The following is a 25,384-nucleotide window of genomic DNA, read 5'->3' on the forward strand; positions in this document are numbered from 1 at the left end:
CCCCGGTGATGCTCAGCCGCCGATGTCGGCCTGCGGCCCGGCGTACTTCGCCAGCAGCGCCGGAACGTCCGCCGCGGCGTCGAGGGTGTACGGGTAGAAGCTCTTCGGGTCGAAGGCGGAGCCGTTGGTCTGCTGCTTGCCCGAGGAGTTCTTGACGATGCTGCCCGACTGCTTGAGCTGGGCGGCCGACGTGTCGTTGTAGTACGGGTTCACGACGTTGTCGAAGTAGCTGTTCTCCAGGACCATCTTCGTGGCGCCCCGGGACAGGTTGCCGTACGAGGTGATGTTCTGCATGTAGTTGTTGTAGAGGTGCGCGAACGCGACGTTGTCGGTGCTCGGGTTCCGCTGCACGGTGTTCTTGATCCAGTTGTGGTGGATCGTCATCCGCGACGTCACGTTCTCGGTCCAGCCGATGCCGAACGCCTTGTTGCCGGTGTCCAGGATATTCCAGGACACCGTCAGGTAGGTGGTGTCCTTACGGCTGTCGATCATGCCGTCGTTCATCCGGGTGATCTTATTGTGGTCGATCCAGATGTGGTCCGCGGTGTCCATCTGGATGCCGTCGTAGTCGTAGGTCTTGTCGTCCGGGTCGTCCTCGGTCATCCGGGTGTCCCGGATGGTGAGGTTCCGGATGATGACGTTCCTGACCCCGGCGCCGAGGAAGAAGCCGCCGCCGACGATCTCGCCGGTGGCGCCGGCGCCCACGATGGTCTTGTTCGACCGGACCTTGAGCTCGGTGCCCTTCGGGGTGATCGTGATGGCGCCGGCCACCTTGATCACGTACGGCTCGGCCGCGGTGACGTATCTGGTCAGGTCGGCGAGCGTCGTCACGGTGACCGTGGTCCCGGCCGCGCCGCCGGTGGTGCCGCCGCCGGTGGAGGCGAAACCGTCCGGGGTGGACGCCCAGGTGCGGCCGGTGGAGGACGCGGTCACCGGAGTGAACGCCCACTGCTTGTTGGAGTTGGCGGTGCAGGTCTCCTGGATGATCGACGCGCCGTTCGCGGTCGACGCGCCCTGGTCGGAGACGCACAGGCCGTTGCCGACGTTGACGATCTGGTAGGTGTCGGTGCCGGACGCCACCAGCTTCCACTGCTGGTTCGTCTGCGACGAGGCGCAACCCCACTGCTGGAGCCGCTGGCCCGAGGTGGTCGAGGCCGCGGGCACGTCGACGCACTTACCGCTGTCGACGTTCTGGATCAGGAAGTTCGAGCCCGCGGCGACCAGCTTGAACTGCTGCCAGGCGGCGCCGGCGGTGCACCCCCACTGCTGGAGCAGGGCGCCGTTGTCCTTCGACGCGGACGGCACGTCGATGCACTTGCCGCTCTTCTTGACGATCAGCTGGTAGGTGTTGCCCGCGGCCGGGGCGGCCGCCGCGTTCGACGGGATGATCGACCAGCCGATGAAGGCGGCCGGCACCGCGAGAACGGCCGTGGCCAGAAAGACGCGCTTCTTCATGATCAACCCACCGGGTTCCAGTTGTCCGTGCCCGCGAGGTACTTCTGCGGGGTGTAGTTGGCGGCCTGCGCGTCACTGAGCTGCGGCCGGTTGCTGTTGGTCGTCGCGCCGGAACCGGTGTTCCGGTATTCCAGGAACCGGGCGTTCTGCCACGTGTTGCCGGACATGTCGGTCCACGGCTGGGCGGTCTTGATGGTGGCGCTCAGGCTCGACTCACGGAACAGCACCTGCGCGCTCGGGCCCCACGGGCGGCCGAGCTGGGTGGTGTTGCTGGTCGCGCCGGTGATCGTGCTCTTGTAGACGAGGAAGCCGTACGCGTTCGCCGCGTCGGTGCGGGCCGCCGTGATCGGGCCGCCGGTGCTCCGCTTCTGGTAGATCTTCGTGCCGTTGAACACCGCGGTGCCGGCGCCGAAGATGAAGTCGACGGTGCCCTCGACGTAGCCGCCCTTCACATAGGAGCGGCCGCTGTTGACCAGCAGGGTGTCCTGGGCGCCGAGGAACCGGACGTTGTCGAAGACGAGCCGGTCGGCGTTCAGGTTCGCGGCCACCGCCTGCGACCCTTCGCCGTAGTCGTTCGAGATCGTCAGGTTGGTGGCGTTGAACTCCTTGCCGTTGGCGAAGAGTGTGGCGCTGCCCGAGGTGCCGTAACCGCCGGCGTTGCTGCGGTTGTTGACGATCACCACGTCGTCGTTGGAGTCGCCGCCGCCCTGGAGCGTGATGTACGGCTTGTTCGACGGGACGGTCACGATCTCCCGGTAGGTGCCGGGCTTGATGGTGATCGTCTTCCGGCCGGCGTTGTTCGCCCCGACCGCGTCGATCGCCGCCTGCACGGTCCGGTAGGTCCCGGTGCCGTCGGCGGCCACCGTGAAGGTGCCGGTGGCGCCACCGGAGACCAGGGTGAACGCGAACTGCTTGTTCGAGTTCGCGGTGCACGTCTCCTGGATGATCGACGCGCCCGAGGCGGTCGAGGCGCCCTGGTCGGAGACGCACAGGCCGTTGCCGACGTTGACGATCTGGTAGGTGTCGGTGCCGGACGCCACGAACCTCCACTGCTGATTGGTCTGGCCGCTCGCGCAACCCCACTGCTGCAACCGCTGACCCGAGGTCGTCGAGGCGGCCGGCACGTCGATGCACCTACCACTGTTGACGTTCTGGATCAGGAAGTCGCTGCCCGCGGCGACCAGCTTGAACTGCTGCCAGGCGGCGCCCGCGGTACAGCCCCACTGCTGGAGCAGTGCGCCGTTGTCCTTCGACGCCGACGGCACGTCGATACACATACCGCTCTTCTTCACGGCCAGCGTGTAGGTGTTGCCCGCGGCCGGGGCGGTCGCCGCGTTCGACGGCACGATCGACCAGCCGATGAGCCCGGCCGGCACGACCAGTACGGCCGCGACGCCGAGCAGTGCCCGCTTCCGGACCTTTCTCTCTGCCATTGCGGTTCTTCCTCACGTGCGGGGATGACGGCCGATCGGGGAGGCCGGCCGGTGTTCCTGTGCACGTAGATGCCGTTTCGGCAGGGCGACAACAAAAAATCGAAAACTTTGAGGGTACGGGTACGCGAACGGCTCCCACGGTCACGCCGGATGGGCCGGAGCGCCGTGGGAGCCGGTCGGGCAGGTCAGCGCCTGCGGTCGAGGACCGCCTGCTGGGCCGCCGCGTACTGCTCCCGGATCAACGGGACGCTGTCGTCCTCGTACACCGCCGGGGTTGCCGCCGACCACGCGGGCGGAACGTCCCCGCCCAGGGTGACCCACGCGGCCTGGCGGGCCGCGCCGTCGGCGACGTACTCACCGGGCGGCGGCACGACGACCGGCCGGCCGAAGAGCGCGGGCGCGATGCGGCGGACCGCCTCGCTGCGCGCCCCGCCACCGACCAGGACGATCCGGTCGGCCACGGCGCCGGTCGCGACCAGCGCGTCCAGACCGTCGGCGAGGGCGCAGAGCATGCCCTCGACGGCGGCCCGGGCCAGGTGCGCCGGGGTCGACGTCCGGAGGGTGAGCCCGTGGATCGCGCCGGTGGCGTCCGGCCGGTTCGGGGTCCGCTCGCCCTCCAGGTACGGCACCAGGACCAGCCCGTCCGCGCCCGCCGGAGCGGACAGCGCGAGCCGGGACAGCTCGTCGTGGTCCACCCCGAGCAGCTTGGCCGCGGCGTCCAGGACCCGGGCCGCGTTGAGGGTGACCACGATCGGCAGGAACCGGCCGGTGGTGTCGGCGAACCCGGCCACCGTTCCGGTCGGGTCGTTCGGCGCCACCTCGGACGAGGCGAAGACCGTGCCGGACGTGCCGATCGAGACGATCACGTCACCGGGCAGCGCGCCGGTGCCGAGGGCGGCCGCCGCGTTGTCCCCGGCGCCCGGGCCCAGCGGAGCGCCGTTGGGCAGGTGACCGGCGATCCCGGTCGGGCCGAGCACCTCCGGGAGGTTCAATGATCGACCGAAACCGAGTTCCAGCAGGTCGTGCCGGTACTCCCCGGTCCTGGCCGACCAGTAGAGAGTGCCGCTGGCGTCGCTGCGGTCGGTGTACAGACCGGACTTCCCGGACAGCTTCCAGGTCAGCCAGTCGTGTGGCAGGCAGACCGTGGACACCCGCGCCGCGTTCTCCGGCTCGTTGCGGGCCAGCCAGCGCAGCTTGGTGAGGGTGAAGCTGGCGACCGGCACGATGCCGACCGCGTCCGCCCACTTGTCGCCACCGCCGAGTTCCTCGATCAGGTCGGCGGCCGCGCCGGCGCTGCGGGTGTCGTTCCACAGCAGCGCCGGCCGGACCACCTCACCGTCGGAGTCGAGCACGACCATGCCGTGCTGCTGCCCGGCGACCGAGGCGGCGGCCACGTCGTCCAGGCCGCCGGCCTCCTCGATCGCCTGCTGGAGCGCGGCCCACCAGGCGTCCGGGTGCACCTCGGTGCCGTCCGGGTGCGCCGCCCGGCCCTGCCGGACCAGCTCACCGGTCTCGGCGTCGCGGATCACCACCTTGCAGGACTGGGTGGAGCTGTCGATCCCGGCTACCAGCGCCATGACTGGGCCTCCTGCGGCATGCCCTCCTGGCCCTCGCCTTCAACGCCGCCGCCCGGTGCGGCTGGGTGCCGCTCGGTGCAGTCGCTCATGCCTACCGCGCCCCGATGAGGTGCTCGATCGCGAGCTGGTTCAGCTTGACGAAGCCGTAGCCCTGGGCGCCGGCGGCGTCGGCGTCGAAGTCCTCGAACGCGCTGCGGTCGGCCAGCAGGTCGGCGTAGCCCTCGCCCGGGTTCAGGGTGGGCGTGCTCAGCTCGGCCACCTTGGACGCGGCCAGCGCCGCCTGCACCTCGGGGTCCGCGCGGAACGCCTTGGCCCGCTCCTTGAGCAGCAGGTACATCCGGATGTTGGCCTTGGCCGACTCCCAGACGCCGTCGAAGTCCTCGGTGCGCGAGGGCTTGTAGTCGAAGTGGCGCGGGCCCTCGTAGGCCGGGCCGCCGTCCGGGCCGTTCTCCAGCAGGTCGACCAGGGAGAACGCGCTGAGCAGGTCACCGTGGCCGAAGACCAGGTCCTGGTCGTACTTGGGGCCGTGCTGCCCGTTCAGGTCGATGTGGAACAGCTTCTTGTGCCACAGCGCCTGGGCGATGCCCTGGGTGAAGTTCAGACCGGCCATCTGCTCGTGGCCGACCTCCGGGTTGATGCCGAACAGCTCGGGGCGCTCCAGCTCCTGCGTGAACGCGATGGCGTGGCCGGCGGTCGGGAGCAGGATGTCGCCGCGGGGCTCGTTCGGCTTCGGCTCGATGGCGAAGCGGAAGCCGTAGCCACGGTCCTCCGAGTACTGCGCCAGCAGGTTGAGGGCCTCCCGGTAGCGGTCGAGCGCGGCCTTCACGTCCTTGGCCGAGTCGTACTCCGCACCCTCGCGGCCGCCCCACAGCACCAGGGTCCTGGCGCCCAGCTCCGCGCCGAGGTCCATCTGCCGCAGCACCTTGCGGACCGCGTAGCGCCGGACGTTGCGGTCGTTGCTGGTGAAACCGCCGTCCTTGAACACCGGGTGGGTGAACAGGTTCGTGGTGATCATGGGGACGACCAGGCCGGTCTCGTCGAGCGCCTTCTTGAAGCCCGCGACGATGCCGTCCCGGGTCTGCGCGTCGGCGCCGAACGGCACCAGGTCGTCGTCGTGGAACGTGATGCCGTAGGCGCCGATCTCGGCGAGCTTGTGCACCGCCTCGACCGGGTCGAGCGCGGGCCGGGTCGCGTCGCCGAACGGGTCGCGGGCCTGCCAGCCGACGGTCCAGAGACCGAAGGAGAACTTGTCTTCGCGTGTGGCCTGCACGGACACGGGTTACCTCCCCGAAATTGTTTAGTGGTTGAATTATTTGGCCAGGGTATGGCACTGTCAAGGGCGTGTTGAGCCCTTCCACGACACCGGTTCGCCAGGCAAGCGTGCGGGCCCATAATCTCGCACTGGTGCTGCAAACTGTTGCGAACAGCACAAATCAGCCATCTCGTGCGGCGGTGTCCGCGGCCACCGGGCTCACCCGCGCGACCGTTTCCGCCCTGGTCGACGACCTGGTGTCGGGCGGCCTGCTGGTCGAGGTGGACCCACCGCCCCGCACCGGCGCGGGCCGGCCCGCGGTCGGGCTCACCCTCACCTCCACCGGCCCCGCCGGGCTCGGGCTCGAGATCAACGTCGACTACCTGGCCGCCTGCGTGGTGGACCTGACCGGCGCGGTGCGGCAGCGCTTCGTCGAGCACGCCGACCAGCGTCCCGCCGACCCGGCACAGGCCCTGGCCACGCTCGGCGCCCTGGCCGCCCGGGCCCGGCTCGCCGCCGAGGCCGACGGGCTGACCGTCGCCGGGGCGGCGCTGGCCGTGCCCGGCCTGGTGGCCGGCGGCGGCCTGGTCCGGGTGGCGCCCAACCTCGGCTGGCAGGACATCGACGCGGTCGCCGAGCTGCACCGCGTACCGGAACTGGCCGACCTGCCGGTCACCGTGGACAACGAGGCCAACCTGGCCGCCCTCGGCGAGTTGCGGGTGACCGGCGCCGTCGGCCCCTCCACGGCCGACGGCCCGTCCGGCGACACCCTGCCATCCACGGCCGCCGAGTCGTCCGGTAACGCCGGCGCAGGCCGGCCTCGCCACGTCGAGAAGGCCTCGTTCCTCTACGTCTCGGGCGAGATCGGCATCGGCGCCGGACTGGTCCTCGACGGCGAGCTCTACCGGGGCGTGCGCGGCTGGAGCGGCGAGATCGGGCACGTCACCGTCTACCCCGACGGGCGGCCCTGCCGTTGCGGCTCACGGGGCTGCCTGGAGCAGTACGCCGGGCAGGAAGCCCTGGAGTCCGGTGAGCCGCTCGCCGCGGCGGCGCTCGGGATCGCCCTGTCCGCGGTGGTCAACCTGCTCGACGTACCGGTGATCGTGCTCGGTGGGGCGTACGCCCCGATCTTCGAAAGGCTGCGGGAGGGCATCGAGGCCGAACTGCGGCAGCGGGTCCTGACCTCGGGTCTCGCGCCGGTCGCGCTGCGCCCGGCGGCGCTCGGCGCCGACGCGGCCATGCGCGGCGCGGCGGACGCGATCATCCGGGCGGTCCGGGAGGATCCCGCGGCCTGGCTCCGTCGCTCGTCCCAGCGGTACGTGTAGAGCCGCGCCCACCGCACGAAAGGCGGCCCGCCCGGCCGGGGCGGGTCCGGCATCCGCGGGAGCGGCCCCGAAACGGAGACGGCCGCCGCCCCGAGGGACGACGGCCGTTTCGGTGTTCGCGCCGGATCAGCTGACGCCGGTCCGGCTGCCGATCGCCTGGGCGAAGATGCCGGTGATCTTGGTGGGGTCCTCGGCCGGGAACACGCCGCTGCCCTTCACCACGTTGCTGATCTCCTTGAGCTCGTCCAGGTTGACGTCCGGGCCGACGGCGATGAGCACCAGCCGGATCGGCGTCTTCGGGTCCTGAGCCTTTTTGAGAGCGGCCAGGAGCTGCGGCCGGGTCATGCCGTCGGCGTTCTGGTTCTCACCGTCGGTGAAGAGGATGACCGAGTTCGCCTTGTTCTGGGCGTAGTTCGCCTTCACGTGGTTGTAGGCGTCCAGGATCGTGTCGTAGAGACCGGTGCCGCCGTTCGTCGGGTCCAGTCGGCCGATCGAGTCCTGCACCTCCTGGCGGGAGGTGGCCAGCGACTTGATCGACACCAGCTGCTCCCACGGCTGCTTGCCCTTCAGGCGGGTGGAGAAGCGCCACACACCGACCGACCACTTGTTGCTGAACAGCGACAGACCCACGCTTGCCGCCGCCTGGGTGACCTGGGCACGGGACTTGCCACCGGCGGTCGGCACCGGGTCGCCCATCGAGCCGGAGACGTCGAAGACGGTGAGGGCCTGACCGGGCTTGGTGAGGGCGATCCAGCTACCCACCACCTGGCTCAGCTCGGCGCCGGTGACGCCACCCGCGGCAGCGCCGCCGTCCGCGGACTTGGTGGCCGAGGCGGTGACCGCCGGCGAGGACTGCGGGGCGCCCATCGGGGCGTTGAAGGCCGCGCCGTAGGTGCCGTCCGGAGCCCGCAGACCGACCGCGGCCAGCGCGTCCTTGGCGCTGCTCTCGGCGAGCTGCTTGAGCAGGCCGTCGGCGGCCGCCGACTTCTGCTGGTCCACCACCTGCGGCATGATCGTGTACGGGTAGTCCAGCGGCGCCGGGGACGGGTCCAGGTAGATGGCGCTGAGCTGCACGGCCGGCCGCTTCGCGTTGTAGGCGACCACGTCCTCCTCGGAGAGCGGCGCGATGGCCACCGAGTCGGGGTTGGTGAGCTCGGACGCCGACTTCGGGAACTTCGCCAGCAGCTCCTCACGCAGCTTGAACTTGTTCTGCGACACGACGGTCAGCGCGCGGGTCTTGGCCTGGAGGGCGGCGGCCGACGCGGTGCCGGTCGCCTGGTTCATCGCCACGAGACTGGTCAGACCGGACGCGTCCACGGTCGGGTCCATGATCCCCACCGAGATCGGCTCGGCGGCGCTGAAGTTGGCGACCAGCTCGGTCCAGCCGATCTTCTTGTCCGGCCAGCCCATCTGCTTGGCGATCGGCTCGGGCGCGGCCAGCACGAGTGGGCTCTGCGCGACCGAGGTGACCTTGCTCGGCAGGAAGCCGGCGGCCTCCTGCTGGAGACGCATCAGCCAGGCCGACGAGTCCGGGATCCACACGTCGGGCACCTGGACCGCATCTGGTGCGGTGTCCAGACCCACGAGGGTTACCTGGTGGTCGCGGGACACGGCGCCGGCGATGGTCGACGAGACCTCCTCGGCGACGGTCACCTGAATACAGGTCCCGTCCACCTCGGCGCCCGCGGCGCTCCACTGCTTGGCGACCTGGTCGACGGCAGGGGCGATCTCGGGGGAGGCGGTGACGGTGAGGTTGACGGCTCCGGAGCACTCGGAGTCGGCTACCTGCTGGTAACCGATCCACGTCCCCGCAATCACGACGACTATCGCCATCGCACCTCCGACGACGCCGGCTCCCTTGGAGTTGAAGTTTCTACGATGGCGGCCAGACACGCGCTCCATAGTGCGCATGTCCGAAGCTGAATGCCATATACGTTCGGACGAAAATTACTCGGATTGACGCTTCCTGATCTAGAAAACACGGAGCGTGTTGACGCCGTTCCGATCGGTGTCGAGATCGACCTGCGGCGTGCCGGGTTTGCCCCACGTAATCACCGACACGCCGCAATGCCTGATCTGACCTATGACCTGATCGCTACCGGATTCCAGCGATGCAGGCAGGTTGGCGTCGGTTCGCCGGTCGGTTCCCCCTGGATCCCGGGAATTCCGGTGTCCGGGTCGATGCGGAAAACGGTCACACTGTGTGAACGCTGATTGGTTACGTAGAGGTGATCTCCCAGCAGGACCATGTGCCTCGGCCACACCCCTCCGGTGGGTACCTCGGCGACCAGCGTGGCCTGCCCGCCGTCCCAAGAGAAGACCGAGACGGTGTCCGGCCCCCGGTTCGCCACATAGACGAACCGGCCGTCCCGGCCCATCGTGATCTCCGACGGGTAGACCGCGCCGGACGACGTGCTCGACGGCGTCTCGCCCCACGATTCGAGCGTGGGGCCACCCGCCGGGCGGTACCAGGTGAGGCTCCCGGTCAGCTCGCCGACCACCAGCAGGGCGCCGTCGGCCGAGTGGAGCATGTGCCGCGGGCCGGTGCCCGGCTTCGTCTCCACGGCGGGCTCCGGAAGGCTCAGCCGGCCCGAGTTGGGGTCCAGCCGGGAGCGCCACACCCGGTCGGAGCCCAGGTCGGAGATCAACACCTCGGCGCTGTTGCTCTCCGGAACCACCTGGTGGGCGTGCGGTCCGGCCTGACGCTCCGCGTCCGGCCCGCCGCCGGTCAGCGTGAGCAGATCGCTGCGCTCTCCGGGGGCGCCTTCGGCGTCGAGAGGGTGTACGGACACCGAGCCGCTCGCGTAGTTCGCCACCACGAGGTGCCGCCCGTCGGCCGTGACGGCCAGGTGGCACGGGTCCGAGCCGCCGGTCGGGCGGACCGCCAGCGGGATCAGCGAGCAGTCCGGGGCCACCGTGAAGGCCGAGACGCTGCCCTGGTCCAGCTCGTTCACGGCGTACAGGACCGGGAGTGTGGGGTGCTGTGCCAGGAAGGAGGGTGACGGGGTGCGCGCGACCAGCCCGAGCCGGATCAGATCCCCGGTCGCCGGGTCACGCCGCAGCAGCGTGATGCCGTCACCCTCGCCTCCCTTGTCACCGGTGTAACACCCGACGAAGACGTATTCATCGCTGGAACCCATGCCCCGATCCCATCACAGAATCGGGTGTTCGCACGGCAGCACACCGCCGCCGGCGGCGCGGACCCCCGTTCTCACCCGCGCCGCCGACGGCGGTGTTCCGGCGCCGACCCGCAGGTCAGCCCTTCAACATCTCGTAGACGTCGGCCGGGGCGGCCACCCCGTCGGTCGGGGCGGTCAGCGGGGCGACGGTGCCGTACTGGTCGTAGACGACCTCGTAGGTGGCGGCCTTGGCCTCGCCTGCCGCCGGGATCTTGACGAGCGCCTTGGTGATCCGGCCCTCGGCGTCCAGGGTCAGCTCCAGCGGCACGGTCTTGGCCTGCTCACCCAGCGCGGCGAGGGTGTCGGCGTCGACGATCTCGGCCTCGGTGGACCCGGTCAGGTCGGTGGTGCCGGCGTAGACGCCCTTGCCGGTCTCCTTGAGGTCCGCAGCGGCCCGCAGCAGGTCGCTGACGTAGCCGGGGTCGGACTCGCCCTGGTAGGTGAAGTCCTCGCCGGAGTCCGCGGCGAGCTTCGTCTGGTCGAGCCTCATCCACTTCTTCGGCAGCTTCGGCAGACCGGAGTCCGCTCCCGCGTTCTTGAAGGCGATCTTGGTCCAGGCTTCGTCGCCGACGACCAGGAACTTCATGCTCAGGGTGATGTCGCTGTCCGGGATCTTCTCCTGGGCCTCGGTGGTGAGGGCCTTGTGCGGGCCGTCGACCACACCGGAGAGCGGCTGCTGGCCGCCCTTGATGGTGTAGCGGAACACCGGCGACTCGGTGGTCGGCACACCCTCGGCCAGAGTGGTGGCCGCGGAAACCTGCGCGACCGTCTCCTCGACGGCCTCGCCCACGCCGCAGCCGGTCAGCGTCACGCCGACGATCAACAGGGTGCTCGCTGTCTTGGTGAGAACGTTCATCGCTTCGTCTTTCTTCGAACGTACGGGGTTGATGGGACGAAGCCTCCGGAAGACGGCTGCCGATGCGCTGCGGCTATGCTGCTGCCGGCTGCGGTTCCGCTGCCGTGGGGAGAAACTGCTGCTCAACAGGGGGGTGCTGGGGTGACGACGCACCCGGCGACCGACCCGCTGCGGTTCGAGATCCTGGGTGCCGTTCGCGCGCTCCGGGACGGCGTGCCGCTCGATCTGGGGCCGGCGAAACAGCGCGCGGTCCTGGCCGTCCTACTGCTCAGCCCCGGCAGGCCGGTGCCGGTCCACCGCATCGTGGACGCGGTCTGGGGTGCCGTCCCCCCGGAGAACGGCACCAACGTGGTGCAGAAGTACGTGGCCGGCCTGCGCCGGGTGCTCGATCCGGACCGTTCACCGCGCACCCCCGGCGAGCTGATCGCGCTGACCGACGGTGGGTATGTGTTGCACGTCGGCGCCCTGGACGCCGAGGACTTCCGGACCGGACTGGCCCGGGCCGACGCGGAGCGGCGTGGCGGCGACCTCGAGGAGGCCGCCCGCCGGGCCCGGATCGCGCTCGACCTGTGGCGTGACGAGGCGCTCAGCGGCCTCACCGGGGGTGTCTTCGAGGCCGCCCGGCTCCGGCTGAGCGAGGAGCGGGCCAGCGCCTGGGAGCTGTGGGCCGAGATCGAGCTGTCCCGGGGCGGGTTCGCCGGCCTGGTCTCCGAGCTGTCCCGCCTGGTGCAGGAGTTCCCGCTGCGCGAGGGCCTGCGCGCACAGCTGATGATCGCGCTGTACCGCAGCGGACGGCAGGCCGAGGCGCTGGCCGCGTTCCGGGACGCCCGGGAGTACTTTCTGGACGAGCTGGGCGCCGAACCCGGCGAGCGACTCCAGGAGACGCACCGGCGGATCCTGCGCAACGAGCCGTTCTACGCCGAACCGGTCGACCCGTGGGCCGACCGCGCCGAACCGACGCCACCGCCGTCGTCCCCGGCGCCACCACCCCCGCCGCCGGCCGCCGATCCGGCGCCGGCGCAGCCGTGGTCACCGGCGCCGTACGCGCCCGCGATCCCGCACCAGCCGCCGGCCCCCGCGTGGCCGCCGCCGGCCGTGATGCCGGGACACCTGATGTCCCCGCGCCGGACCGGCATCCCGCTGGCCGAGGCGGTGGTGGCCGGGGTCCTGCCGGTGGTCACGTGCTCGATGGCCAGCTGGGCCTACTTCGTCTATGCGGCGTTCCAGCGGCGCACCCTGCGGGACGTGCTCACGGCGGCGTTCTACGTGACCGCGTCCCTCACGGCGATCTTCTTCCTGGCGATCGACCCGAGCGACCTGGACAGCGAGACCACCACCGCGGCCGAGGACATCGGGTTCACGCTGATGTTCCTGATCATCCCAGTCGCCGCGGTGCACGGCGCGATCCTCGCCTGCCATCCCGGTGACAACCGGGGCGCCCGCACCCGGCGGCAACTGGCCCGGCAGTTCGCCGCGATCCACCCGGACGGCGCCCGGCAGGCCGGAATCGGGCGGCCCGACCTGCTGCGGTCCTTCGACGACGGCGGGCTGGTCGACCTGAACCACGTGCCACCGCAGGAGATCGCCCGGCTGCGCGGCGTCAGCCCGATAGAGGCGCACCGGATCGCCCTCGACCGGTACGAGCGCGGGCCCTACCACAGCCCGGAGGATCTGGCCCGGCGCGGCCTGCTGACCGACCGGGCGCTGCGCCGGATCCAGCCGTGGCTGATCTGTGTCCCGCCCGGGCAGGTCGCCCCGCCCTCCGCGATCCGCTAGCGGCGGGCCGCGGCCGTCAGCTGACGGCGGGCCACGTACTCCACCAGCTCGATCAGCACGTTGCGGGCGGCCACCTGGTCACGGGCGTCGAAGAGGACCACCGGGACACCCGGGTCCAGGTCGAGGGCCCGGGCCACCGCCTCCGAGGCGAACCGGTGCTGCTCGTCGAAGCAGTTCACCGCCACCACGAACGGGGTGCCCCGCTGCTCGAAGTAGTCGATCGACGGGAAGCAGTCGGCCAGCCGCCGGGTGTCGGCCAGCACCACCGCGCCGAGCGCGCCCTGGGACAGCTCGTCCCACAGGAACCAGAACCGGTCCTGGCCGGGCGTGCCGAACAGGTAGAGCTGGAGATCCTCGGTGATGGTGATCCGCCCGAAGTCCATGGTGACCGTCGTGGTGGTCTTACCCTCCACACCGGAGATGTCGTCGGCGCCCTCCGCCCCGGTGAGGACCTCCTCGGTCTGCAACGGGCGGATCTCACTGACCGACCCGACCATGGTGGTCTTGCCCGCGCCGAACCCACCGGCGATAAGGATCTTGAGAGCGACGGGGATGCGCGACGAGCCGTTACGGTCAGAGCGCACGGAGTCCATTGACAACCGCCTTGAGTACGTCGACGTCATGCGGCTGCGACGCAGCCGGGGGTTCGTACAGCGAGATGAGACCCGCTGAGCGTAGATCACCGAGTAACACCCGGATCACACCGAGTGCCAGATCCAGCTGAGAGGCCAGCTCGACCACGGAGATCGGCTCCCAGGCCGCGGCCACGATGGCATGGTGCTCCGGCTGCAGGTGCTGACCGGGCGGCATGTCGGGCACGGTCGCCACGACGAACGCCACCAGGTCGAAGTCACAGTCGGCCGGAGCGACGCGTCCCTGGGTCATCGCATAGGGCCGCACCACCGGGCCCGCGTCGTTGTCCAGCCAGTCGTGAGTCACACGCGGCCGCTCAGAGGACGTCGGACGGTGTCAGCACCGACCGCTCGGGGGCGGCCATGGTCTGGCCCACCCGGGTGACCAGCATGGCCATCTCGTAGGCGATCAGGCCCAGGTCGGCGTCGGCGGAGGCCAGCACGGCCAGGCAGGCGCCCTGCCCCGCGGCCGTGACGAAGAGGAAGGCCTCCTCCATCTCCACCACCGTCTGCCGGACCTGACCGGCCAGGAAATGCCGGCTCGCACCCTTGGCCAGGCTCTGGAAGCCGGCCGCCATGGCCGACAGGTGCTCCGCGTCCTCCCGGCTCATCGCCGCGGAGGCTCCGAGCATCAGCCCGTCGGCCGAGAGCACCACCGCCTGCTGCGCGGTTGGCACCCGCTCGACCAGGTCGTCGAGGAGCCAGGTGAGATTCGCGCTCTGCTTCGTCTGTGCCACTTATGCGTCCTTCTCCAGCAAGAGGTTCTCCCCGGGACCTTCGGCGTGGTCGCCGCTCACGCCGACCTCCGGCCCGGATGGTGCGTTCTCGTTCTCTTCGGCCGTCGGGAGGGCCGGGAGACTGACGGTAGCCGCATCGCCGGGCGTCACATCGGTGGGAGCTCCGGCGTGTCCGGCGGCCGATTCGGCGCGGGCCGCGTCGACGCGGCCGCGAGTGGTGCCGAGCTGTAGTGCGCTCATCAGCGTACGGACCTGCTCGGGACTGCGAGCCGGTGCGGTGGACGGCGGCTCCTCGGCCGGCGGCGCCTGGCGCAACTGCGGTGCCAGGCTCGCCTGACGGACCCGGCGGGGCAGCCCGTCGTCGCCGGACAGCTCCGGCAGGGGCACGGTCGCCTCGGCGTCCTCAATCGACGAAGTGTCGAGATCCGGCACCTCGAGATCCGGCACCTCGAGATCCGGCACCTCGAGATCCGGCGCGTCGGAGGCGGGCGGCGCGTCGAGAGCCGGCGGCGCCGAGTTGCGGGGCACCGCCCGGGGCGCGGTCGGCAGCCCGGCGGCCAGCTCGTCCAGCACCGACATGTCGATCGTCTGGTCCGCGACGTCGGTGGGCGGGGTGGCGGGCGGCGGGGTGGCCGACTTCCGGGTGCGCCTGCGCTGCACCAGGCCCTCGGCGCTCAACTCCGCCGCGACCGTGCTCGGGGCCGGTCCGGTGAGCTCGGCGGCCGCCCGGTGGTGCCCGTTCACGGTGACGCCGTCGTGCGCCGGCTTCTCGTCCGCGACGGTGGCCCGGCGGCCGGACGTGGTGATCTGCTTCAGCTCGCCGCTGCCCTGCCACTGGAGTGCCGCGAGCGACCGGGACGGGTCCTCGGTGCCGGTGCCGACCAGCGGGCCGGGGGCGGAGCCGTTGGTGGGCCGCCCGCCGCCCGGTCCGCCGGTCACCAGGTCACCGGGGATCAGCGCCACGGCGGTCACCCCGCCGTACGCCGACGCGCGCAGCGACACCCGGATACCGTGCCGGTGGGCGAGCTGGGCCACCACGAACAGGCCGAGCCGGGCGCTGTCCGCCGGGTCGAAGTCCGGTGGCTCGGCGAGGCGGCGGTTGGTCTGCTCCAGCGCCTCGGGGGACATGCCCAGGCCGCGGTCCTCGATCTCGACGGCGTACCCGTTCGGCAGCAACTGGCCGATGACCTGGACCCGGGTGTGCGGCGGCGAGTAGGAGGCGGCGTTCTCGATCAGCTCGGCGAGCAGGTGGATCACGTCCCCGACCGCGCGGCCGAACAGGGCGGCCGTCGGGATCGAGCGGATGTCGACCCGCTTGTAGTCCTCCACCTCACTGATCGCGCCACGAACGACGTCGATCATCGGGACCGGGTTGCGCCAGCCCCGGCCGGGCGCCGCACCGGCCAGGATGACCAGGTCCTCGGCGTGCCGCCGCATCCGGGTGGCCAGGTGGTCGACCCGGTAGAGGTCCTCCAGCTCCTGCGGATCGGTCTCCCGGCGCTCCATCCGGTCGAGCAGCGAGAGCTGGCGGTGCAGCAGCGTCTGCGAGCGCCGGGCGATGTTGAGGAACACCTCGTTGATGCCGCGCCGGACGTTCGCCTCCTCGACCGCGGAGTGCACGGCCGTACGCTGAACGTCGTTGAACGCGTGGCCGAGCTGGCCGATCTCGTCGAGCCCGTACTCCAGCGGGGGTGTCTCCACCTCGACATCGACGATCTCGCCGCGCTGCAACCGCCGGACCACCGAGGGCAGGCGTTCCGAGGCCAGTTCCAGCGCGTCCCGGCGGAGCCGGATCAGGCGGCCCACGATCGAGCGGCCGAGACGGACCGAGACGTAGACGGACATGCCCAGCGCGACCACGCCGAGCAGGGCGCCGACCGCCAGCTTGCCGATGATGTCGATGGCGTACGGCGTGGCGTCCTCGGCCACGTCGTCGACCACCCGCATGGTGAAGTCGCGCATCTCCTGGGAAACGAAGTCGTACTCGGCCTGCCAGGTCACGCCGTTCACCGGGGGCGGACCGCCGGCGTAGCGCTCGGCGAGCAGCGCGTTGGTCAACTCGTCGATCTTGACGAAGCTGGGGTGGGTGATCAGCCGGGAGTAGTCGCCCTTGGCCCGCTCGGGCATGTCCGCGACACCGGCGTTGATCAGGTAGCGGGAGGTCCCGACGTACAGGATCAGGGTTTCCCGGGTCTTGGCGTCGATCCGCCCCTGGGCGTTGGCGCCGGCCAGCAGGGCGTCGATCCGGCTCATGTACTCCAGGCCGCGGAAGGCGCTGATCAGGCCACGGACCTCGCGGTCGACGCGGTCGTGGAAGAAGACGGCCGCCGACCGGGAGACCTCGAACGCGGACTCGATGATCCGGTCGAAGTCCTGCGCGGTGTAGAAGTAGCTGGTCTTCCGGTCGTCGACCTCGCGGCGGATCTGGCCGAGCTTGTCCAGCTCGGCGAGCAGGGCGTCGACGCGGGTGGTGACGTCCTCGCTGGCGTCCGCCTTCCGGGCGGCGGCCCGCACCTCGCCGACCAGCCGGTCGGTCATCACCCGTTCCTGGGCCAGTTCGGTCTTCGACGGACGGGTGGTGGCCTGGTAGATGGCGGAGTAGTGGCGTTCGCGCTGCAACTGGCCGATCAGCCGCATCCCCGGGTCGCCGAGCGTGAGAACCGACTCGCGGGCGTCGAGCAGATGGCTGGCGGGGCTGACCGTCACCGAGGTCGCGAAGATCCAGAGGGCCAGCACCGCGGACAGCGGCACCGCGACCATCGCGATGATCTTCGAACGGATCGACCAGTTACGGCTTCTCATCAGGCTCCGCCCGAGGGGTTCGGCAGGGAACGACCAGCGCGCCGCCCGTTGGCACCGGCCGGTCGGAGGGGGACGACCGGCACACCCGTGGGCACGCTTGCGGAAGAATACGTAATGACGTCCGTCTCAGCTAGTTCCCGAAACCGCTCCAGCGGCCGTCTTCCTCCTGTTTGTCCAGCCAGAACGCCTCACGATCTTTTTCGCTAGATCGTCGGTCTTACGACAGTGGCGTCCCGGTCACGGCTTCGGCATCCCTTATTCGGCGCGGTGGGATTGGCACGTGGTATCGGATGGGAATACAGGCGGTGGAAGAAGGAGGAAACCTGATGTCCACCACCGCCACCATCGTCCTGATAGTCGTCGTCCTCCTGGTGCTGGCCGCGGTCGTGGTCGGTGTCCAGGCCGCGCGCCGCCGCCGGTTGCGGCAGACCTTCGGCCCGGAGTACGACCGCGTGGTCGCCGACACCGGCAGCCGCTCCGAGGCCGAGAAGGAGCTGCTCGAGCGCACCAAACGGCACGCGAAGCTGGAGATCGAGCCGCTCTCCGCCGAGTCCCGGACCCGGTACGCCGCGGCCTGGGAAGAGGTCCAGATCCGGTTCGTGGACAGCCCGAAGGAGGCGGTGGCGACCGCCGACGAGCTGGTCACCCGCCTGATCACCGAGCGGGGCTACCCGACCGGCGACTACGACGAGCGGCTCGCCGACCTGTCCGTGGAGCACGCCGCCACCCTGGAGCACTACCGCTCCGCCCACGAGATCAGCGTCCGCAGCCGGGACGGCCGGGCCGAGACCGAGGATCTGCGCCAGGCGCTCGTCCACTACCGCGCCCTCTTCGCCGACCTGCTCGGCGAGGACCCGGTCGCGCACACCACCCCGGCGCCCCGGCCGGCCGCCGAGGCCGCGCCCCGCACCGGAACCACTCCTGAAACCGACGCCACCAGCCGCTGAGGAGCCCCGACGATGCGCTTCTTCTCCAACGAGGCCAACGAGACCGACGAGACCGACGAGACCGGCCGGACCGATCAGAACAACCAGGCCAAGGAACACGATGGCGCCAACGGGACCGCCTCGCGGCCGGTGCCGCAGCAGCGGGCCGGATCGCCGTGGCAGCGGGACCCCGGACCGGACCAGCAGCCCATCGCGGCGGGCGCCTCCGCCGTCGGCGACGACCCGGAGCGCACCGACCGGATCCCCACCGCCGCCTCCGAGCCGGCCGCCGACCGTACCGTCGCCTTCGAGGACGGCACCGCCCGGGCCGACACGGCCGACGCCAAGGACGACGTGCACAAGGACGACGTGCACAAGGACGACGTGCACAAGGACGACGTGCACAAGGACGACCCCGCGGTGGACCAGGCGATCGAGGATCGGGGCACCTTCGACGACCCGCACCCGGCCCCGGAGACCGGCTCCGCTGTGGACGAACCGCGGCCGGCCGCGGAGAAGCCGCTCACCGGCCCGGTGGCGCTGTTCCCGGGCGGCGACGTCGAGTCGCTGCGCGAGCGGTGGCGCGACATCCAGCTGCGTTTCGTCGACGACCCGAAGGCGGCCACCGGCGAGGCGGCCGGACTGGTGGACGAGGCGGTCGACAAGCTGACCAAGGCGCTGCGCGACCACCGCGGCTCGCTGTCCACCGGCACCGACGAGACCGAGGCGCTGCGTGTCGAGCTGCGTAGCTACCGGGACATCCTGGACCGGCTGCTGGGCCTCTGACCGCCGTACACGATGAGGGGGAGCCGCGAACGGCTCCCCCTCATCGTGCCGACGGATCGGGATCGACGCCGGCCTCCGGCTCGGAGCACTCCGGCGACGGCGAAGGCGACGGCGGCACCGGTGCGGTGCTGGGCGAGGGCCCGGCCGGCGAGGCCGACGGCGAGGACGGCGAAGCGGACGACGGGGAGGCCGGCGGCGGGGACGGCTGCACCGGTTCGAGCGTCGCAGGGCTCGCCGGGGCGGCCTGCTTCCGCTTCGCGGGCGCCGTCGACGTGGGCGGGTGGTACGGCGTGAACGGGTAGGTGGACATCGGATCGACGGCCGGATCACCCGCGCCGATGCCGCCGAAGTCCATGCCGACACCGGGGAACTGCTCGTTCACCGGGGCCGGCCGCTGGCTGGGCGCCAGGTTCACCGCGCCGAGCTGCGCGCCCAGCCACAGGGCGGGACCCAGGCCGACCGACACGATCGCCCCGAAGAGCGCCAACGGACCTCGCTCCATGACGGCCCCTCCCCCGCGTCCGAGACGATCGTCGCCCCTCGCTCCGGCACCTGCTACCCAATTCGGACGCCGGCGAAGCAAACAATCGCTGGAGTTATTGTGACCCAAAGTGACGTAACGGTTGCGGAATCGTCGGACAGGCGACTCGGGTCAGCGGGTGCCGGCCAGGAAGGTGACGGCCTCCTCCCAGGCCGCCCAGCCTCCGGGCAGCTCATCGGCGTCGAGGGCGGGGCGCAGGGACAGGTTGCCGCCGTCCCGCAGACCGAGGACCCACCCCTTTCGCCGTCCGGGCAGGACGGTCACCCCGGCGACATCGGCGAACGGCACGAAACGGCGCACCTCCTGATCGGAATCGGGCTCGGCGGGCGGCTCGGCGCCGGCCGGGACACCGTCGGCCGCGATCCGGGTCAGCCGGCGTTTCGCCTCGACGCCCCGGCCCCGCGGCAGGCCCGGCACCAGCAGCAGGCCCAGGTCGGTGATCAGCAGATCGGTACGCGTGCCGTCCGCGGACAGGTTGACCAGCCCGCCGAGCACCCGGGCGCGGGCCGAGGCGCGCCGGTCCGCCCGCGCCGCCAGGTCGAAGCCGTTCTCGGTCAGATACGTCCGGACCGCCTCGGCGGTCTCCGGGTCGGCGGCCGCGGCGGCGAGTTCGGCGAGGTTCAGGTTGGCGCCGTCGACGGCGACCACCTCCGCCGCGCCGGTCCAGCTGTGCCGCCAGCGGGCCACGCCGCCGCGCAGCGCGGCGAGGGCCAGCATGAGCCCGAGCAGGTCGACGATCCGCGCGGTGATCTCCTCCGGTGACGTGTCCGGGAAGACCGCGCCGGCCGCGGCACGCAGCCGGCCGTCGGCGACCAGGGTGAGCAGATGCGCGGCGTCCGGAACGGCCGCGTCCGAGGCGCGCGAGATCGCCGCGAGGGCGGCTTCCGCTTCCCGTTCCATCTCCGTGGTACGGGCGAAGCTGAGGCATTCGTCCCAGCTCACCACGGTGCGCCCGCGCGGTGGGAAGGCCACCGCCTGGAGCGCCCGCCCGAGCGCGGGCAGATCGGGGACGAGTTCCTCGTCCGGTTCCGCGGGTTTCTCCTCGGCCGCGGCCTCCGGCTCCTCGGACACGGCCTCCGGCTCCTCGGACACGGTCTCCGGCTCCTCGGACACGGTCTCCGGCTCCTCGGACACGGTCTCCGAGGAGGCCGGCTCCTTGGTCGCGGAAGAGGACGCGCCAACGGAAGCGGTCGCGGCATCGGAAGCGGCATCGGAAGCGGAAGAGGCCGCGGCAGCGACTGGGGAGGGCCGCGGGGTCAGGGCCGCCACCCGCTCGGCCAGCGGCGGGTGGGTGTCCCACGGACCGCTCGGCTCCGGCTCGGCGGCCCGCAGCATGCTCATCTCCACCGACCGGGCGGCCAACACCCGCAACAGCCCGCCGAACACGTCGTCCGGCACGTACCCGGCCTGCCAGCCGGGCCCCAGGTATTCGGCGTGGAACAGGCGCTGCATCCCGGCCAGCGCGGGCAGGTCCCGCAGCGCGGCCACGGCGTCGGCCACCCCGGCGTGGTCGGCCGCGATCCGGTCGGCGGCCAGTTCCTGGGCGCGGCTGAACGGGGCGTCCATCCGGCGGTAGAACCTCGCGTACGCGCGGAGCACCGCCCCGGCCGGATTGCGCCGGGAGATCCGCGGCGCCGTCCGGCCGACCGCGACCCGGCCGCGGTAGGCGAGCGGCGCCCACCGGCCGAGTTTCGGCGAACCGTGCGCCAGCTCGTGCGCGACCACCGCCCGGAGCCGGGCCGGCGGAAGCGCCTGGAGCAGCGGCAGGCCCAGATAGAGGTCGCGGCGCCCGCCGATCAGGCCGAGCACCCGGGTGCGCTCGCCGAGGGCCGCGGTGGCGTCGGCGACCACGGTGACCCCGTCCGGCGGGCGGACCCCGGCGGCCGCGGCGGCGCCGTCGATCAGCTCCCACAGCTTCGGGGCCTGCCGGCGGGTGACCGCCACCCCGGCCGGGGTACGCCGGCGGGTGTGCAGGGCCCGCCAGGTCTCGTACCCGAGGGCGCCGACGGTGGCGATGCTCAGCGGCACCCCGGCCCGCAGCGCGACGGCGCTGGGCAGCACCGACAGGACCGCCCAGAGGAGCAGCAGCACGGCGGCGAGCTGGAGCCCGGCGAGGACCGGAAACCCGGCCAGCGCGATGGCCGACCGCGCCGCCACCGGTGGTGCATTCCTACTCAAGCCGCACTCCTCCCCCAGACCGGCCACCCAGCGTAGGGCCAAAACCGTACGTAACCGTTTCGTGTCCGGACTGCTGGTTATACGGAGCGGTATGGCTGACCTCGATCAGACACTGGCCGTCGCCCTGAAGGGGTACGCGTGGCTGCCGGACCTGCGCCGCCGGGCGGGTGGTGGAGCGGTGCGGACCCGGGTGCTGGGCCGGCCGGCCGTCGGCATCTGCGGCCCGTCCGCGGCGCAGTTCTTCTACGGCACCGGCAACGTGGAGCGGCACTCGGCGCTGCCGGGGCTCGTGGTGCGGACCCTCTTCGGCGCCGGCGGGGTGCAGGACCTGGACGGGACGGCGCACCGGCACCGGAAGGCGCTGTTCACGTCGCTGCTGACGGACGACGGCGCCGACCGGCTGGCCGAGCTGGCCGGGGAGGCGTTCGACTCGGCCGCCGAGCGGTGGCGGGGCGGTCCGCCGGTGCGGCTCCTCGACGAGGCGACCCGGATCCTCGCCTCCGCGGTGTCGCGCTGGGTGGGCGTACCCCTGAAGGACCGTGAGGTGAACGCCCTGGCAAGGCATTGCGCTTCGATGGTCGACGGGTTCGCGACGGTCGGGCCGCGCACCGCGCGGGCCCTCGCGGCACGCCGCCGGGAGGAGAGGCGATTTTCCAAGATCATTTCAACGGTACGGGCGAAGCCGCGCTCGGGCACCGTCCTGTCCGCCGTGGCGCACCACACCGAGGACGGCGCCCGGCTGGATCCGCGGGTGGCCGCCGTCGAGCTGCTGAACATCATCCGCCCGGTGATCGCGGTGGCCTGGTACCTGGCGTTCGCCGCGCACGCCATGGACATGTGGCCGCGTCATCAGGCCCGGATCCGCTCCGGCGACGACGAGTACACCGAGGCGTTCGTGCACGAGGTGCGGCGGTTCTACCCGTTCGCCCCGTTCCTCGGGGGCCGGGCCGTCCGGGACGCCTTCTTCCAGGGCGAGCCGATCCCGACCGGAACGCTGGTGCTGCTCGACGTCTACGGGCAGAACCACGACCCGGAGCTGTGGCCGGAGCCGTACGCGTTCTCGCCGGCGCGGTTCCTGGGCCGGGAGATCGGCGACTTCGATCTCATCCCGCAGGGCGGCGGGGATCCCCGGACCGGGCACCGCTGCCCGGGCGAGAGGATCACCGTCGCCGTGCTCGGCGCCCTGGTCCGGCGGCTCGCGGCGCTGGACCACTACCTGCCGCCGCAGGACACCGCGATCGACCTGTCCCGGATCCCGGCGCTGCCCCGAGACCGGATCCAGGTGGTCGTCCCGGAGCACGCGGTGATCGGCGCGGTCAGTGCCAGTCGATCTCGGGCGTTCGATGGAAGTTGATCCCGGCGGCGGTCCAGCGCGGCCCGAAGGCGGCCAGCCGCTCCCGGAACGACGCCCAGTCCCGGCCGCCGCGCGGTGACCACGCCACCTCGGCCACCGCGGGCAGCCGGGGGAAGGTCAGATAGCGCACGTCATCGACGCTGCGCAGGGTCTCCGACCAGAGCGGCGCCTCGACGCCGAGGATCGCCTCCTCGCCGACGCCGGGCAACCGCTCGGCCGGGTCCCAGTCGTACGCCCGCTCGACCGTCAGGTGCCCGGCCCAGTCCAGCCCGATCGGGCTGCCGGCGTCGTACTTCATGTCGAGGTAGGTGCGGTCGGCCGGGGAGACGATGACGCGCCGGCCGGACGCCGCGGCCCGGGCCACCGCCTCGTCGGACTCCTCGATCCGCCAGAACTGCACGATCGCGTTCTCCGGCAGGTCGACGGCGGCGATCTCGTGCCAGCCGATGACGCTCTTGCCGTGGGCGGCCGGGATCGGCAGCACCCGCTCCAGGAAGGCGCGGTAGTCGCCCGGCGGCGTGGCCATGCACTCGTCGCCGCCGATGTGCAGGTAGGGGCCGGGGGTCAGGTCGGCGACCGTCTTCAGGACGGCCTCGACGAAGGCGTACGTCTCCTCCTTGCCGGCCACCAGCGAGCTGTAGCCCACCTCGGCGTCGGTGCGCGGCGCGACCGGCTGCCCGTCGGCGGTGAGCTCGGGGTAGGCGACCTGCACCGTGTTCACGTGGCCGGGCATGTCGATCTCCGGCACCACGGTGACGAACCGGTCGGCGGCATACGCGACCAGGTCGGCGTACTCGGCGCAGGTCAGGAAGCCCGGCCCGACCCCGTCCACGCCGGTGCCCGGGCCGCCGCCGACCTCGGTGAGCCGGGGCCAGCCGGGAATCTCCAGCCGCCAGCCCTGGTCGTCGGTGAGGTGCAGGTGCAGATGATTGATCTTGAACTGGATCAGCAGGTCGATGTGCGCCTTCACCTCGTCCGGGGTGAAGAAGTGCCGGGCCAGGTCGAGCATGGCGCCCCGGTAGGGGTACCGGGGGTGGTCCTCGATGACGCCGCCGGGTAGCACCGGGCCGAGCTGGCGCAGCGTCTGGACGCCCCAGAAGACGCCCGAGGGAGCGCCGCCGGCGAGGGTCACGCCGTCCGCGGTGATCTCCAGCCGGTAGCCCTCGGCGGGCAGCTCCCGGTCCAGGGTCAGGCGGATCGCGCCGTCGGCGGCCCGGGGCAGGCCCAGGTGCGCGGAGACCCGCTCCAGCTCCGGCGGCGCGCTGACGGCCGTACCGGAGACGATCGGGAACGTCGCGTCCGTGACGGGCCGCACCGAGGCCGGCCGAGGGATAACATCGCCGAGTTGCACCGTCCGCTCGCTCACTCTGAAGATTGTAAACAGTTTCTCCATGACGATCACCACACGTTTCGCCACCGAGGGTGACGAGCAGTCGCTGCACGACCTGGCCGCCCGCACGTTCGGCCTGGCCTGTCCGCCCGGGACGGCGCAGGCCGACATCGACGCGTTCGTCGCCGCCCATCTGTCGGTGGAGAGCTTCGCCCGCTACCTCGCCGACCCGGGGCGGATCCTGCTGCTGGTGTCCGTCGACGATCACCCGGTGGGCTATTCGATGCTGGTCCGGGGCCCGATCAGCGACCCGGACGTGGCGGTCGTGGTGGACGCGGCGACCAGCATCGAGCTGAGCAAGTTCTACCTGGCTCCGGAACGGCACGGCGGCGGCGCGGCGGCCGAGCTGATGACCGGCACCCTGGAGGCCGCGGCCAAGACCGGCGCGGCGACCTGCTGGCTCGGCGTCAACCAGCAGAACGAGCGGGCCGCCCGGTTCTACGCCAAGCACGGCTTCGAGGTGGTCGGGGTGAAACGGTTCCTGGTCGGCTCCGAGTGGCACGACGACCACATCCGGCAGCGGGGCCTATCCTCCGTCCATGGCTGAGGTGCGGGCGGCGACCGGCTCCGACGTGGCGGCGATCCGCGACATCTGTACGCGGGGCTACCGGACCACCTATCCGGACCTGCTGTCACCGGAGTTCATCGAGCGGATGCTCACCGAGTTCTACAACGCCGAGCGGGTGACCAGGGAGATCACGGCGACTCCCCCGGGCTGGCTCGGCTACCAGGTGGCCGAGGAGCACGGCCGGGTGATCGGCGCGGCCGGCGGCGGGCTCACCGCGCCGGGCGTGGGCGAGCTGTTCGTGCTCTACCTGGACCCGGACGAGCGCGGTCGCGGCCTCGGCACGCTGCTGCTGGACCGGATCACCGACCAGATCCGGGAGCTGGGCGCCACCGAGATGTGGGTGGCCGCGCTGGAGGGCAACGAGCTGGGCATCCCGTTCTACGAGGCGCGCGGCTTCCGCCCGGTGGAGCGGCGCCGCACCTACGGCTCGACCGAGGCCGACAACGCCTGGTCCTGGCGCTTCTCCCGGGGCATCTGACAGGTTCCGTGAACCCGATCCCGCGCCGCGGGCATCAACCGGGTGTGAACGACCTGATGGACATCACCGACGACGTGCTGATCCCGGGAGCCGGAACAGTTCGCGCCGCTCGTCGACCGGCACGTCCGGCAGGAGGAGC

At 71.6% G+C, this 25,384-nt stretch carries 21 protein-coding genes; 7 read left to right on the plus strand and 14 right to left on the minus strand.

Annotated features, from left to right (window positions below):
• Nucleotides 1-12: 12 nt before the first annotated feature.
• From KZ829_RS00585 to xylA, 4 genes are all read right to left on the minus strand, one after another.
• Nucleotides 13-1,455, minus strand: coding sequence for an RICIN domain-containing protein (locus tag KZ829_RS00585; RefSeq protein ID WP_220141923.1), 1,443 nt, complete (start codon nt 1,453-1,455; stop codon nt 13-15).
• A 2-nt stretch (nt 1,456-1,457) separates the two neighbouring features.
• Entirely contained in the window at nt 1,458-2,888 is a 1,431-nt protein-coding gene (locus tag KZ829_RS00590; RefSeq protein WP_220141924.1) for a pectinesterase family protein, read from the minus strand.
• Between the two features lie 185 nt (nt 2,889-3,073).
• The gene (gene xylB, locus KZ829_RS00595) at nt 3,074-4,465 is read right to left on the minus strand and encodes a xylulokinase (RefSeq protein ID WP_220141925.1); all 1,392 of its coding nucleotides are present in this window, start codon (nt 4,463-4,465) and stop codon (nt 3,074-3,076) included.
• 91 nt (nt 4,466-4,556) lie between these two features.
• Nucleotides 4,557-5,741: a xylose isomerase gene (gene xylA / locus KZ829_RS00600; RefSeq protein ID WP_220141926.1), complete on the minus strand. Its 1,185-nt coding sequence runs from the start codon at nt 5,739-5,741 to the stop codon at nt 4,557-4,559.
• A gap of 104 nt (nt 5,742-5,845) precedes the next feature.
• Between xylA and KZ829_RS00605 the strand changes: the two genes are divergently transcribed.
• Nucleotides 5,846-7,042 carry an ROK family protein gene (locus tag KZ829_RS00605; protein ID WP_220141927.1) on the plus strand — a complete coding sequence of 399 codons (1,197 nt, stop codon included), beginning with the start codon at nt 5,846-5,848 and terminating at the stop codon, nt 7,040-7,042.
• A 126-nt stretch (nt 7,043-7,168) separates the two neighbouring features.
• Here the strand turns inward: KZ829_RS00605 and KZ829_RS00610 are convergent, their stop codons facing one another.
• The 3 genes from KZ829_RS00610 to KZ829_RS00620 form a co-directional block, all read right to left on the minus strand.
• Nucleotides 7,169-8,875, minus strand: coding sequence for a VWA domain-containing protein (locus tag KZ829_RS00610; protein ID WP_220141928.1), 1,707 nt, complete (start codon nt 8,873-8,875; stop codon nt 7,169-7,171).
• 248 nt (nt 8,876-9,123) lie between these two features.
• Complete coding sequence (locus KZ829_RS00615) at nt 9,124-10,182, minus strand: lactonase family protein (protein WP_220141929.1); 1,059 nt, start codon at nt 10,180-10,182, stop codon at nt 9,124-9,126.
• A 115-nt stretch (nt 10,183-10,297) separates the two neighbouring features.
• Nucleotides 10,298-11,077: a hypothetical protein gene (locus tag KZ829_RS00620; RefSeq protein WP_220141930.1), complete on the minus strand. Its 780-nt coding sequence runs from the start codon at nt 11,075-11,077 to the stop codon at nt 10,298-10,300.
• 141 nt (nt 11,078-11,218) lie between these two features.
• Between KZ829_RS00620 and KZ829_RS00625 the strand changes: the two genes are divergently transcribed.
• Entirely contained in the window at nt 11,219-12,853 is a 1,635-nt protein-coding gene (locus tag KZ829_RS00625; RefSeq protein WP_220141931.1) for an AfsR/SARP family transcriptional regulator, read from the plus strand.
• Here KZ829_RS00625 and KZ829_RS00630 read toward each other — a convergent pair.
• The 4 genes from KZ829_RS00630 to KZ829_RS00645 all read right to left on the minus strand — a co-directional run bounded on the left by KZ829_RS00630 (nt 12,850) and on the right by KZ829_RS00645 (nt 17,024).
• Nucleotides 12,850-13,446: a GTP-binding protein gene (locus KZ829_RS00630; protein WP_220141932.1), complete on the minus strand. Its 597-nt coding sequence runs from the start codon at nt 13,444-13,446 to the stop codon at nt 12,850-12,852. The genes KZ829_RS00625 and KZ829_RS00630 overlap by 4 nt on opposite strands.
• Nucleotides 13,427-13,738 carry a DUF742 domain-containing protein gene (locus KZ829_RS00635; protein WP_229795301.1) on the minus strand — a complete coding sequence of 104 codons (312 nt, stop codon included), beginning with the start codon at nt 13,736-13,738 and terminating at the stop codon, nt 13,427-13,429. The genes KZ829_RS00630 and KZ829_RS00635 overlap by 20 nt, the downstream gene beginning before the upstream one ends.
• Nucleotides 13,739-13,802: 64 nt before the next feature.
• Nucleotides 13,803-14,222 carry a roadblock/LC7 domain-containing protein gene (locus KZ829_RS00640; protein WP_220141933.1) on the minus strand — a complete coding sequence of 140 codons (420 nt, stop codon included), beginning with the start codon at nt 14,220-14,222 and terminating at the stop codon, nt 13,803-13,805.
• Complete coding sequence (locus KZ829_RS00645) at nt 14,223-17,024, minus strand: sensor histidine kinase (protein ID WP_220141934.1); 2,802 nt, start codon at nt 17,022-17,024, stop codon at nt 14,223-14,225.
• Nucleotides 17,025-17,350: 326 nt separating this feature from the next.
• Here KZ829_RS00645 and KZ829_RS00650 point away from each other — a divergent pair, with 326 nt between their 5' ends.
• The gene (locus KZ829_RS00650; protein WP_220141935.1) at nt 17,351-17,971 is read left to right on the plus strand and encodes a hypothetical protein; all 621 of its coding nucleotides are present in this window, start codon (nt 17,351-17,353) and stop codon (nt 17,969-17,971) included.
• Nucleotides 17,972-17,983: 12 nt separating this feature from the next.
• Nucleotides 17,984-18,736, plus strand: a complete 753-nt coding sequence (locus KZ829_RS00655; RefSeq protein WP_220141936.1) for a hypothetical protein — start codon at nt 17,984-17,986, stop codon at nt 18,734-18,736.
• Nucleotides 18,737-18,776: 40 nt separating this feature from the next.
• On the opposite strand, the gene KZ829_RS00660 is transcribed toward KZ829_RS00655, so the two are convergent.
• Complete coding sequence (locus tag KZ829_RS00660) at nt 18,777-19,238, minus strand: hypothetical protein (RefSeq protein WP_220141937.1); 462 nt, start codon at nt 19,236-19,238, stop codon at nt 18,777-18,779.
• A gap of 150 nt (nt 19,239-19,388) precedes the next feature.
• Entirely contained in the window at nt 19,389-21,455 is a 2,067-nt protein-coding gene (locus KZ829_RS00665; RefSeq protein WP_246634881.1) for a M48 family metallopeptidase, read from the minus strand.
• 91 nt (nt 21,456-21,546) lie between these two features.
• On the opposite strand from KZ829_RS00665, the gene KZ829_RS00670 reads away from it, so the two are divergent.
• Complete coding sequence (locus KZ829_RS00670; RefSeq protein WP_220141938.1) at nt 21,547-22,809, plus strand: cytochrome P450; 1,263 nt, start codon at nt 21,547-21,549, stop codon at nt 22,807-22,809.
• Here the strand turns inward: KZ829_RS00670 and KZ829_RS00675 are convergent.
• Nucleotides 22,772-24,175, minus strand: a complete 1,404-nt coding sequence (locus tag KZ829_RS00675; RefSeq protein WP_308285285.1) for a beta-N-acetylhexosaminidase — start codon at nt 24,173-24,175, stop codon at nt 22,772-22,774. The genes KZ829_RS00670 and KZ829_RS00675 overlap by 38 nt on opposite strands.
• A 25-nt stretch (nt 24,176-24,200) precedes the next feature.
• Here KZ829_RS00675 and KZ829_RS00680 point away from each other — a divergent pair, with 25 nt between their 5' ends.
• Together KZ829_RS00680 and KZ829_RS00685 are read left to right on the plus strand one after the other, a co-directional pair.
• Nucleotides 24,201-24,746, plus strand: a complete 546-nt coding sequence (locus KZ829_RS00680) for a GNAT family N-acetyltransferase (protein ID WP_220141940.1) — start codon at nt 24,201-24,203, stop codon at nt 24,744-24,746.
• Nucleotides 24,739-25,245, plus strand: coding sequence for a GNAT family N-acetyltransferase (locus KZ829_RS00685; protein ID WP_220141941.1), 507 nt, complete (start codon nt 24,739-24,741; stop codon nt 25,243-25,245). The genes KZ829_RS00680 and KZ829_RS00685 overlap by 8 nt, the downstream gene beginning before the upstream one ends.
• Nucleotides 25,246-25,384: the final 139 nt, after the last annotated feature.

Source organism: Actinoplanes hulinensis, from assembly GCF_019429605.1.
GTDB lineage: Bacteria > Actinomycetota > Actinomycetes > Mycobacteriales > Micromonosporaceae > Actinoplanes > Actinoplanes campanulatus.